Consider the following 11632-nt stretch of genomic DNA (forward strand, 5'->3'; position numbering starts at 1 on the left):
AGGACGGGGATCACGATCGTGTTACCGGCCCCGACGGCGGGGGTAGGCCGAGCATTCGTGCTCCCCGCACGGCCGAACCGAGAAAGAGGAACGCTCCCCGTGTCGTTGGCCCCCTCCCCGGCCCGTCGTGTGCCCTTTCCCCTCGACGTTCCCCCCGCCCCTCCGTGGTCGCGCCTGCACCACGTCGTCGAGACCACCGCCCGCCGCTCGCCGGGGGCCGTGGCCGTCGACGACCACGGCGAGCTGCTGACCTACGCCGAGCTCGACGCCCGCGCCGACGGGCTCGCCCGCCTGCTCCGCGGCCGTGGTGTCGGTCCGGGTGGCCGCGTCGGCCTGCTGCTGGAGCGGTCGTGGCGCACCTACGCCGCGCTGCTGGCGGTGCTGAAGGCCGGCGCCGCGTTCGTGCCGATCGATCCGGCGTCGCCGGCAGACCGGGTCGACTACATCGCCGGCGACGCGGGCCTGGACCTGCTGGTCACGACGTCGGACCTCGCCCCCGGTGTGCCGGTCCCGGAGCTCTGCCTGGACACGGTGGAGCTGCGCCCGGCCGCCGGACCGCCGCCCGTCGACGACGCCGCCACCGGCGACGACCCGACCTGCTACGTGATCTACACGTCCGGCTCCAGCGGGCGGCCGAAGGGCGTGGAGGTCGCGCACTCGAGCATCACGAACTTCCTGCGGGTGGTCCCGGGCGTGTACGACGTCCGCCCCGGCGACCGCGTATACCAGGGCATGACGATCTCCTTCGACTTCTCGATCGAGGAGATCTGGCCGACCTTCGCCGTGGGCGCGACCCTGGTGGTCGGCCCGAACGACGAGCGGCGCCTCGGCGCCGAGCTGGCCGACTTCCTCGACCGCACCGGCGTGACCGTCCTCTACGCGGTGCCCACCCTGCTGGCCACGATCCCGCGGGACCTCCCGGCCGTCCGGGGGCTGATGGTCGGCGGCGAGGCCTGCCCCGCCCACCTGGTGGACCGCTGGGCCCGGCCGGGCCGCCGGATGCTGAACACCTACGGGCCCACCGAGGCCACGGTGACCGCGACCTGGGGCGAGCTGCTTCCCGGGCGTCCGGTGACGATCGGTCGTCCCCTGCCGACCTACACGATCCACATCCTCGACGAGGACCTGCGCGAGGTCGCGGGCGACGCCGCCGGCGAGATCTGCATCGGCGGGCCCGGGGTGGCGCGCGGGTACGTCGGGCTGCCGGAGAAGACGGCCGACCGCTTCGTCGAGTTCCGCGGCGAGCGGATCTACCGCACCGGCGACCTCGGGTGCTGGGACGGGTCCGGCGAGATCGTCTACCTCGGGCGGGCCGACGACGAGGTCAAGATCCGCGGACACCGGGTCGACCTGGGCGAGATCGACAGCGTGCTGCTCGGCGACCCCGCGGTGGGCAGCGCCGTGGCCGCGATGGTCGACGACGAGCTCGTGGCCTACGTGACCACGGACGGCGACCCCGGTGACGGCGGGCTGCGCGAGCGGCTGCATGCGCGGCTGCGGGAACGGGTGCCGGACTACATGGTCCCGGGGTACCTGGAGGTGCTCCCCGAGCTGCCGACGATGCCCAGCGGCAAGGTCGACCGCAAGCGACTGCCCGCACCGACCTCGCCCCGGCTCGTCACGGTGACGGGCGCGGTGGTGACCCCGGCGACGCCCGCCGAGGAGGGGGTCCGCGACGCCTGGGCCGAGGCCTGCGGCATCGACCCAGCCCAGCTGTCGGTCACCGCCGACTTCTTCGCCGAGCTCGGCGGGCACTCGCTGCTCGCCGCCACCGCCGTCTCGCTGATGCGCGAGCGCGGGATGGCGACGGTCGCCGTCCGCGACCTGTACGAGAACCCGACGGTGCGCGGGCTCGCCGCCACCCTCCCCGCCGCGGCCGCCAGCGACGGCTCCGGCCCCCGCCCGGAGCCGGAGAAGGCCTCGGCGCTGCGCTACGGGCTGGCCGGCACGGTGCAGGCGGGCGTGCTCTACGTGCTGCTGATGCTGCTCGCCGCGCCCGTCGCCGCGGTGTACGTCGCCGAGGACGGCCAGGTGTCGCTCGGGGTGCTGTCCGCCATCGCGCTCACGGCGACCGCGGTCTACCTCGCCACCCGCTGGGTGCTCGCCCCGCTCGGGATCCGGCTGCTCGGCCGGGGGATCCGGCCGGGCCGGTACCGGTTGTGGGGCCGGGTGCACCTGCGGTTGTGGGCGACGGACCTGCTGCTGTCCTTCACGCCGCTGCCGGTGCTGAGCGGGTCGGCGCTGATGCCGGGCTTCCTGCGCCGGCTCGGCGCCCGGGTCGGGTCGGAGGCGCACCTCGGGACCTCCTCGCTCTCGCTGCCGCCCCTGATCGAGATCGGCGACGACGCGAGCATCGGCTACGGCGCGGCCCTGCGCCCGTGGGTCGTGGAGGACGGCCGGGTGGTCGTCGGGCCGATCCGCGTGGAGGCCGGGGCGTTCGTCGGGGCCGGGGCGCTGCTGCAGCCGGGCGCCGTCGTCGGCACCGGCGCGGTGCTGGGGGAGCAGGCGCTGCTGGCCGGTGCGGTGCCGGCGGGGCAGCACTGGTCCGGCTCACCGGCCGTCCGGCTCACCGACCGGCGCCCGGACGACGCGGTGGCCGAGCTCGCCGCGCTGCCGCCGGCCCAGCCCTGGGGCGCGGCCGGGCGGCTCGGCACGCTCGCCGGTCTCGCGCTGCTCGACCTGCTGCCGATCCTGATGCTGGTCCCGACCCTGCTGCTGGTCTGGGGGGCGCTGCTGCAGTTCGGGCAGACCGTGGGGCTGCTCGCGGCGCTGTGTGTCGGGCCGGTGTTCGTGGCCACGGTGTGCCTGACGATCGCGGCCACCCGCCAGGCGGTGCTGCCGGCCACCCCGATCGGGATCCATCCGGCGCGCTCGACGCTCGGGGTGCGCAAGTGGGTGGCCGACAAGCTGCTGGAGATGAGCCTGGAGATCACCAACTCGCTCTACGCCACGCTCTACACGGTGCCGTGGCTGCGGGCCTTGGGTGCCCGCGTCGGTCCCGGCGCGGAGGTGTCGACCGTCGCGCATGTCGATCCCGACCTGCTCACCCTGGGCCGGGAGAGCTTCGTCGCCGACATGGCGAGTGCGGGCGGGGCGACCTTCCACCGCGGCTGGGTGTCGTTCCGGACCACGGAGGTCGGCGAGCGCGCGTTCGTCGGGAACGCCGCACTGCTGCCGCCGGGATCGCGGCTCGGACCCGGCTCGCTGGTCGGGGTGCAGACCGTGCCGCCGCCCGGGGGCGTGCCGGCGGACAGCGCCTGGCTCGGCTCGCCCGCGATGCACCTGCCCGCCCGGCAGGACAGCGGCGACTTCGCCGAACGGCTGACCTTCCGGCCGTCGCGCCGGCGGGTCGCCGAGCGGCTGGGGATCGAGTTCCTGCGGATCTGCCTGCCCTCGTCGTTGATCGCGGTGGCCGTCTACCTCTACCTGCTGACCTTGTCCACGATCGCCGCCACGGGTGCGTCGCTGTGGGCCGCGCTGCTGATCGCGCCGCTGCTGGCAGCGCTCTTCGGGGTGCTGGTCACCGGCGCCGTCGCGGCGGTGAAGTGGCTTGCCGTCGGCACCTACCGGCCGCGGGTCGAACCGTTGTGGAGCCGGTTCGTGCGCCGGTCGGAGTTCGTCACGGGGTTGTACGAGGCCGCCGCGGTCCCGGCGATGCTGCAGCTCTTCCGGGGGACCCCGCTGCTGCCGCCGGCGCTGCGCCTGCTCGGTGCCCGGATCGGTCGTCGCACCTACCTCGCCACCACCTACCTGACCGAGTTCGACCTGGTCGACATCGGTGACGACGCCGCGATCGGCCGGGACGCCTCGCTGCAGACCCATCTCTTCGAGGACCGGGTGATGAAGATGTCCACGGTGCGGATCGGCGCGGGCGCCACCGTCGGGGACCGGACCGTCGTGCTGTACGACGCCGCGGTCGGGGAGGGGACCGCGCTCGAGCCGCTGTCGCTGGTCATGAAGGGCGAGTCGCTGCCCGCGCACACCCGCTGGCGCGGCATCCCCGCCCAGGGCGTGGCCGAGGAGCCCGCCGCTGACCCCATCACGGAGCCCGTCCCGACACTCCGTCCGGCGCCGGCCCGGGACCTGGCCGCCTGATGCGGGCCCTGGTCTACCGCGGCCGGGCCTCCCGCCCGGCCGGGTGCGCCGAGGCCGTGGGCGCGCTGCTGGAACGGCATGGCCTGCAGGTCCGGTTCGTGGGTCGGCGCCAGCTCACCCCAGAGGTGCTCGCCTCGGCCGACGTCTACGCCCAGCCCGGCGGCGGCACGCTGGCCGCCGCCTGGCGCCACCTGCGCGGCCGCCGCTCCGTGGTCCGGGACTACGTCGCCGGTGGGGGCCGTTACCTCGGCTTCTGCCTCGGCGGCTACCTCGCGGGCGCGACCCCAGGGTTCGCCCTGCTGCCCGGCGACACCGACCGCTACGCCGGCTCACCCGGCGCCGCGACGGACGACACCGGCGACCTCGTGCTGCCGGTCTCCTGGCGTGGCCGCCGGCGCCCCGTCTTCTTCCAGGACGGCCCGCTGTTCCTCCTCGACCCCGGCGCGGACGCCGGCGTCGAGGTCCTCGCCCGCTACCCGGAGGGCGGCGTCGCCGCCGTGGCCTGCCCGTTCGGCACGGGCCGGGTCGCCGTCGCCGGTCCGCACCCGGAGGCGGTGCCGGACTGGTTCACCGACGCCGGCCTGCCCGTCCCCGACCCGCTGCCCACCGACCTCGGGCACGACCTGATCGACGAGGTGCTCGCATGACCGCCACCGCTCCGCTCCCGAGGACGGATCCGCCACCGTCGGCCCCCGAGGCGAGCTCGTCGCGGCTGCTCGGCATGGACGCCGCCCGCGGCGTCGCCGTGCTCGGCATGATGGCCGTCCACTCGCTCTACGACACCGCCCCCGACGGCGCGCCGACCGCGACGTACCTGGTCACCGCGGGGCGCTCGGCGGCGGTGTTCGCCGTGCTCGCCGGGGTCGGCATCGCCTTCACCACCGGGCGGCGGCGAGTCCGATGGGGCGCCGAGGGCAGGTCCGCGGCCACGTCGCTGGCCGCCCGCGCCGCCGTCGTCGGGGCGATCGGGCTCGCCCTGGGCTGGGGCTCCGCGGAGATCGCGGCGAACATCCTGCCGTACTACGCGCTCATGTTCCTGCTCGCGATCCCGCTGGTGTTCCTCCCGACCCGGGCGCTGGTCGCGGTCGCGGCGCTGCTCGCCGCCGGGATGCCGGTGCTGAGCCAGTGGGTCCGGCCGGGCCTCCCGGCCCCGTCGCTGGAGAACCCGACGGTGGCGCAGCTGGTCACCGACCCGCTCGGGCTGCTCTCCGAGCTGGCCCTCACCGGGTACTACCCGGCGCTGCCGTGGCTCGCCTACCTCGCCGTCGGGATCGCGGTCGGCCGGCTGCGGCTCGCCGACACCCGCGTGGCGGTGTGGCTGGCCGCGGCCGGGGCGGCGCTCGCGGCGGTGGCCACGCTCGTCGCCCGGTGGGTGATGGGCCCGCTCGGCGGCCACGCCGCGATCGCCGCCGTCACCCCGCCCGAGCTGCTCGCGTCCGCGCCGACCGTCCCGGACTTCGTCGCCGTGTCCCCGGAGGGCACCACCCCGACGACGACGTGGTGGTGGCTGGGCACGGACGCCCCGCACTCGGGGACCCCGCTCGACCTCGCCCAGACCATCGGCTCGGCGCTGGCGGTGCTCGGGGTGATGCTCCTCGTCGGCCGCCTGGCGAACCCGCTGGTGCAGGCGGTGCTGCGGCCGCTCGCCGCGATCGGGGCGCTCACGCTGACCGTGTACACGCTGCACCTGGTGTTCCTGAACTCGCCGCTCGACACGTTCGACGCCCTGGAGGGCTATCTCGTGCAGGTCGTGGTGGTGGCCCTCGGTGCGCTCGCCTGGCGACGGGCCGTCGGCCGCGGCCCGCTCGAGTCCCTCGTCCGGGTGGCGGCGCGGGCCGCGGGACGTGCCGTCGCGTGATCGCGGCGAGGATCCGGGCCGTGGGGCTCGGCGCGCTGCTCGTGACGCTGCTCGCCGGGTGTACCGCCGCGGTCCCCGACACCGCCGAGGACTGGCCCGCTCCGCCGGCGGACCGGCCGGTCGTCGACGTCGCCTTCGACATGGCGCCCGACCTCGCCTCCGCGACCGGCACCGAGACCGTCCGGTTCACCCCCGACCGGCAGGTCTGCGAGCTCGTCTTCCGGACCTGGCCGAACAAACCCACCGCCGCCCGCGCGGGGAGCGCCCTGGAGATCACCGGGGCCCGCGTCGGCGGAACCGCGCTCACACCGCAGGTCGCGCCCGACCCGACCCTGGTCACCCTGCCGCTCCCGGCCTGCGTGCCGGCGGGCACCCCGGTCACCGCGGACCTCGCCTTCCGGCTGACGCTCGGGAGGGACTCGGGCGAGCGCGTCGGGTACTCGCCGGCGGCCGGCACGGCCTGGTTCGGCACCGCCTTCCCGCTGCTGGCCTGGGTCCGCGGGGAGGGCTGGGTCCGCGACGCCGCGGTCGACCTCTACGGCGAGACCGCGACCAGCGAGGACGCCGCGCTCACGCTCGCCGTCACGGCCGCGGAGGGCCAGGAGGTCGTGGCGACCGGGACCGCGGCCGGCACCGCGACCCCGGCTCCGGGACGCGTGACGCACCGGTTCACCGCCGAGGCCGTGCGCGACGCCGCCGTGTCCGTGGGCGCCTACGACGTCACCACGCGGGAGGTCCGCGGAGTGCGCGTGCACGTGGCGACCCCGCGCGCGGGCAGCCGCGCCACCGGCGAGGAGTGGATCGACGAGCTGGACCTCGCCCTGGAGCGGCACGGCGCGGTGCTCGGCGCCTACCCCTACCCCGACCTGACCGCGACGATCGTGCCCTCGCAGACCGACGGCGTCGAGTTCCCGATGGCGCTGCAGTTCGCCGACGACCGCCGCGCCGAGATCCCGGGCCTGGTCGCCCACGAGCTCGCCCACCAGTGGTTCTACTCGCTGGTGGGGAACGACCAGGCCCGCGACCCCTGGCTCGACGAGTCCTTCGCGACGTGGGCGCAGGCGCTGGCCACCGGGCAGGAGGACCGCTACCGGCTCGACCGGGTCCCGCGCGGGCTGCGCGGGCGCACCGGTGAGCCCATGGGGTACTGGGCCCGCACGGGGGACTTCAGCCGGTACGTCCGGGGCGTGTACGACCAGGGCGCCGCGGCCCTGCTCGACGCCCGCCGCCGCGCGGGCGCCGACCGCTTCGACGCCGCCGTCCGCGCCTACCTGCGCGACGGCGCCCACCGCGTCACCGGGCCCGCCGACGTGGCCGCCGCCTTCCACGACGTCCCCGAGGCGCTCGAGGCCCTCCGGAACGCGGGCGCCCTCCCGGCGGACTGAGGGGATCCGAGGTCAGTCGGAGCCGGCCGGGTCCGGTTCCTCCGGCAACGGCCCGCTCGGCTCCTCCTGGCCGGGCGCCGCCGAGTGCTCGTCGCCGCGCTCGCTGCGGATCTCGTCCTCGGCGAGCGCGGGCACGCCCTCCTGCTCCGACACGGTGCCCTCCAGCCCGCCACCGGCGATGCGTTCGTCGGGTCGCTCCGGCATGTCGGCCTCCTCGGTTCCGGGAGCCCGGGCGTACCCGGTCCCGGGCGTTTCACCCCGCGCGGGCCGGGGCACGCCGCCGGTGTCCACCCCGACGACCCACGGAGGAGCCGTGCCGAGCACCGATCCCGACCCGACCGGCGACGAGGCGGCCCGGCCCGCGGCCGAGCCCGTCGAGGCGCCGACCCGCGACGTCGAGCAGGGCACCGCGCGCCCGACCGACGACGGCCGCGACGAGCGCACGGACGCCGAACGCGAGGCCACGGAGTTCGGCGGGGAGTAGCCGCGGCGAGGGGGCTCAGTCCGCCTCGTGCGGGTGCACGGCGACGATCGACCCGTCCGGGCGCGCCTCGAGGTAGCCGGTCTCGCCGAAGTCGTTGGACGCGTAGACCGCGATCCGGGGCCCGTCGCCCTCGTCGTCGACGATCATGTAGCGGCTCGTCGGGTCGGCCACCTTCAGGCTCTGCGGCGCCCCCGCCACGAGGCCGAGCGCGGTCCGCGCGTCGATCGTCGCGAGGTCGACGAGCGGCAGGTCGGCGTCCCGGGTGCCCGCCGGGCCCGGGCCGTCCAGGCCACCGCGGTACGTGTAGGACTGCGCGCGACCGGGCGACCCGTCGACCGGGACGGTCAGCACGGCGTACTCCGGGTAGATCGTCGCGTCGGCGACGGTCGTGGCCCCGAGCCGTGCGCGCAGGTCGTCGACGAGGCGGCCGAAGCCTTCGGGGGTGTGCAGCCCGGCCGGCGTGACGACGACCGGGGCGACCCCGCCGCCCGCCCCGCCGGCCCCGACGGGCGCGGCGGACGCGGCGGCCGACGGCGCGCTCGAGCGCCCGGCCGCGTGCCCGACGCCGAACCCGATCCCGAGCAGGGCCAGCGCGACCAGCACGCCGGCCCACCGTGCCCCCTTCGGACGCTGTGGCCGGTCCGGGGGCAGCAGCGCGATCGGGCGTTCCAGCTGCAGGTCCGCCACCAGCGCCTTCAGCTCACCCAGCGTGGTGGCCCGCAGCGCGGTGGCGGTGCGCTCGCGGTGCTCGGCCCCGTCCATCTGCCCCTCCGCGTAGGCGGCGTCGAGGGCGTTGCACAGCGCGTTCCGGTCGCCGTCGCGGGCCCGGGTGCGGAGGGAGGACACGGCCGGATCGTAGGACCCGGATCACAGCCCGCCCGCTCGACCCCGCCGATCACCGCTGGTCAGGGCAGCTCGTACGGGTCCTGCGGCGCGGTGACGGACCGGACCTGCTGTGCCGTGATCCGGGCGGCGTGCGGGCCGTCGCCCGGCGTGTAGGTGCCCGTGACCTGCTGCCAGGAGTTCCGGGTGGGCACCTCGGCGGCCGCGGCGCCGGCGACCTCGACGAGGTAGCTGCGGGCGTCGGCGGCGCAGCAGCTGATCACCATGCGGCTCAGGTACCAGCCGCCCCCCTCGCGCGGCGTGACGAATCCGGTCAGCACGACGCTGTGGCCGGCCAGCGTCCGGCCCTCGTCCCACGCCGCGCGCTCGGCGTAGTCGTGCAGCTCGACGGGCACGGGATCGGGCCCGGCGAGGCGGTCGGTGGCCACCGCCGCCGGGCGCGGCACCTCGGCCCCCGCCCGGCCCGCGGCGAAGGCGCCGAGCGCGGGCGGCGGGACGAGCAGGACGAGGAACACGGGCAGCACCAGCAGCCAGCCGACGCCCGGGAGCCGCGAGTGGTCGTGCCCCTCGGCCTGCTCCTCGGCCCGCAGCCGCTCGAGCGTGGCGCGGTCGGCCGCGAGCGGCCCGCGGGTGTGCGCCCGCGCGCGAGCCAGCCGCGCCGCGCTCGCGGGCTCCTCCGCCGACGCACCGGACGCGGCCCGCAGACCGGCGACGACCCCCCACAGCCCGGCGGCCATCAGCAGCGCACCGGCGATCGCGAGCAGCGGCCCGTGCCCGGGGCGGACGTAGTCGACGTAGTTGCCGAAGACGACGAGCTGCACGGCGACCGCGCCGAGCACGAAGAGCAGGATCGGGGCGACGAGCCGGTTCACAGCAGGATCCCGCCGACGACGGCGCTCACCGCGACCGCCACCACGAAGGTCGCGGGCGCGAAGCGCTGGGCGAACCGGCGGCCGAAGGTGCCCGCCTGCATCGCCACCAGCTTGAGGTCGACCGCCGGCCCGACGACGAGGAACGCGAGCTTGGCCGTCAGGGAGAACCCGGACAGGCCCGCGACCACGAACGCGTCGGCCTCCGAGCACACGCACAGCACCACGGCGAGCAGGGCCAGCACCAGCACCGACACGACTGGCACCCCACCGATCCCGGCGGTCCACGCCGGGTCGACGACGACGTTGAGCGTCGCGGCGGCCAGCGCACCGACGGCGAGGAAGCCACCGGCGTGCAGGAAGTCGTGCTGCAGGGTGGTGCGGAACCGCTCGCCGCGGGTGCCGCCCTGGGCGTGCGCGGGCCGCGGCGGGCGCAGCCACCCCGGCCGGCCCAGCACCGACCACAGCCACCCCATCACCAGTGCCACCGCGAGCGAGCCGACGGCACGCGCCGCCACCATCTCGGGGTTCTGCGGGAAGGCGACCGCGGTCGCGACCAGCACGACCGGGTTGATCGCGGGCGCGGACAGCAGGAAGGCCAGCGCCGCCGGCGCGGGCACCCCACCGGCCACCATCCGCCCGGCCACCGGCACGGACGCGCACTCGCACCCGGGCAGCACACCGCCCGCGACGCCGGCGACCGGCACGGCCGCGGCCGGACGGCGCGGCAGCACGCGGGCGAGCGCGCCCTCCGGCACGAACGCCGAGATCGCCGCCGAGAGCAGCACACCGAGCACCAGGAACGGCACCGCCTGCAGCACGATCGCCACGAACACCGTCGACCAGGTCTGCACGGCCTCGTTCGTGCCGACGAGCAGCTCGAAGGCGTACCGCCCGACGAGCGCCGCCACCGTCACGCCGAACAGGACGATCGGCACCACCGGCAGGGGCGGCGGCTGCCGCACCCGGTCGTGGTGCCCGGCGGGCCGCCCGCCGTCGGTCCGGGTCTCCGTCACGCGTTCCCCTTCCGTGGGCCCTCTGCTTGTCGGGCCGGGGCGGGGTCCGTTACGGAACGGGGTTCACATCACGTGATCCGCTCGAGGAGGTCGACGGCGACCGGCCCCGAGGCGTGGCCGGCGACCAGCAGCGTCCGCCCCCGCACCTCGACCACGGTCGCGGTGGTACCGACGCGGGCCCGGTAGCGGCCGTCGGGCGGCAGCGCGACGTCCGCGGGAGCGGTCAGCCGGTCCGCGCCGGGCAGCGCGGGCACCCGGTGCGGACGGCCGAGGACGTTCCGGGCACCGAGGAGATCGCCCGCGGCGACCAGCGAGCGGACACGGGTGGAGGAGCAGCCGGGCAGCAGCGGGACGCCGTGGGCGGTGAAGCCGTGCCGGGCGCCGAGGCGGCGGAGCAGCCGGACGTCGCCGGCGCCCCGGTGGCCGAAGCGGAAGTCCTCCCCGACGACGACGTCCGTGGCCCGCAGCGCGTGGACCAGCACGTCCCGCGCGAAGTCCACGGCAGGAGTGCGCGCGAGGTCCCCGTCGAAGGGCAGCACGAGGACGGCGGCGGCGCCGTGCGCACGGGCGAGCTCGGCGCGCCGGTCGAGGGTGGCGACGGGCGTGGTGTCGCGGGCGGGCCCGGCCACGGTCGCCGGGTGCGGGTCGAAGGTGGCGAGGACGACCGGGAGGCCGCGGCGGCGGCCCAGGCCGACCGCCCGGTCGAGCAGCCGGGCGTGCCCGCGGTGCAGCCCGTCGAACACGCCGAGGGTGACCACGGACCGGCCCCACCACCAGGGGATCTCGCCGAGGCCGCGCCAGTACCCGCGGACGGTGCCGGTCCTGCCGGTTCCGGCGGTGGGGGGACGTTCGAGCGTGACCGTCATGGCGGCCTCCTGGGTCGGCGACGGCGACCGCCCGACCCGGGCACGTGGGCCGGGCGGCCGCCGTCGGTCGGGTCGGGTCAGCCGCGGTTCCTCAGGAAGGAGACGTCGTCGTTGCCGATCAGGTCGGGGACGGTCCAGCCGTCGAGGTCGTACTCGGACAGGCACTGCTCGGCGAGGCCCTTCATCTGCGCGGTGGTGCCCTGGGCCTCGGCGGCG

At 76.6% G+C, this 11632-nt stretch carries 10 protein-coding genes; 5 read left to right on the forward strand and 5 right to left on the reverse strand.

Annotated elements, in window-relative coordinates; genetic code table 11:
* The first annotated feature begins 99 nt into the window (after positions 1 to 99).
* Genes ABD990_RS22135 through ABD990_RS22150 form a run of 4 tightly spaced genes read left to right on the forward strand, consistent with a single transcriptional unit; the run spans position 100 to position 7338 of the window.
* Entirely contained in the window at positions 100 to 4095 is a 3996-nt protein-coding gene (locus ABD990_RS22135) for a Pls/PosA family non-ribosomal peptide synthetase (protein WP_345382634.1), read from the forward strand.
* Positions 4095 to 4742: a BPL-N domain-containing protein gene (locus ABD990_RS22140; RefSeq protein ID WP_345382635.1), complete on the forward strand. Its 648-nt coding sequence runs from the start codon at positions 4095 to 4097 to the stop codon at positions 4740 to 4742. The genes ABD990_RS22135 and ABD990_RS22140 overlap by 1 nt, the downstream gene beginning before the upstream one ends.
* Positions 4739 to 5953 (forward strand): heparan-alpha-glucosaminide N-acetyltransferase domain-containing protein, encoded by a 1215-nt coding sequence (locus ABD990_RS22145; RefSeq protein WP_345382636.1) that lies wholly within the window; start codon positions 4739 to 4741, stop codon positions 5951 to 5953. The genes ABD990_RS22140 and ABD990_RS22145 overlap by 4 nt, the downstream gene beginning before the upstream one ends.
* On the forward strand, positions 5950 to 7338 hold the full coding sequence (locus ABD990_RS22150) for a M1 family aminopeptidase (RefSeq protein ID WP_345382637.1): 1389 nt from the start codon (positions 5950 to 5952) through the stop codon (positions 7336 to 7338). Before ABD990_RS22145 ends, ABD990_RS22150 begins: the two co-directional genes overlap by 4 nt.
* A 12-nt stretch (positions 7339 to 7350) precedes the next feature.
* Here the strand turns inward: ABD990_RS22150 and ABD990_RS22155 are convergent, their stop codons facing one another.
* Positions 7351 to 7542: a hypothetical protein gene (locus ABD990_RS22155; RefSeq protein WP_345382638.1), complete on the reverse strand. Its 192-nt coding sequence runs from the start codon at positions 7540 to 7542 to the stop codon at positions 7351 to 7353.
* 109 nt (positions 7543 to 7651) lie between these two features.
* On the opposite strand from ABD990_RS22155, the gene ABD990_RS22160 reads away from it, so the two are divergent.
* Positions 7652 to 7822 carry a hypothetical protein gene (locus ABD990_RS22160; protein ID WP_345382639.1) on the forward strand — a complete coding sequence of 57 codons (171 nt, stop codon included), beginning with the start codon at positions 7652 to 7654 and terminating at the stop codon, positions 7820 to 7822.
* Between the two features lie 15 nt (positions 7823 to 7837).
* Here the strand turns inward: ABD990_RS22160 and ABD990_RS22165 are convergent, their stop codons facing one another.
* The 4 genes from ABD990_RS22165 to ABD990_RS22180 form a co-directional block, all read right to left on the reverse strand.
* A complete protein-coding gene (locus tag ABD990_RS22165) occupies positions 7838 to 8668 on the reverse strand; it encodes a DUF1707 SHOCT-like domain-containing protein (protein WP_345382640.1) in 831 nt (276 codons plus the stop codon).
* Between the two features lie 59 nt (positions 8669 to 8727).
* Entirely contained in the window at positions 8728 to 9537 is an 810-nt protein-coding gene (locus tag ABD990_RS22170) for a TIGR03943 family putative permease subunit (RefSeq protein ID WP_345382641.1), read from the reverse strand.
* Entirely contained in the window at positions 9534 to 10445 is a 912-nt protein-coding gene (locus ABD990_RS22175; RefSeq protein WP_345382650.1) for a permease, read from the reverse strand. Before ABD990_RS22175 ends, ABD990_RS22170 begins: the two co-directional genes overlap by 4 nt.
* A 173-nt stretch (positions 10446 to 10618) precedes the next feature.
* A complete protein-coding gene (locus ABD990_RS22180; protein ID WP_345382642.1) occupies positions 10619 to 11416 on the reverse strand; it encodes an adenylyltransferase/cytidyltransferase family protein in 798 nt (265 codons plus the stop codon).
* Positions 11417 to 11632 lie beyond the last annotated feature (216 nt).

It is taken from the genome of Pseudonocardia yuanmonensis, assembly GCF_039542425.1.
GTDB lineage: Bacteria > Actinomycetota > Actinomycetes > Mycobacteriales > Pseudonocardiaceae > Pseudonocardia > Pseudonocardia yuanmonensis.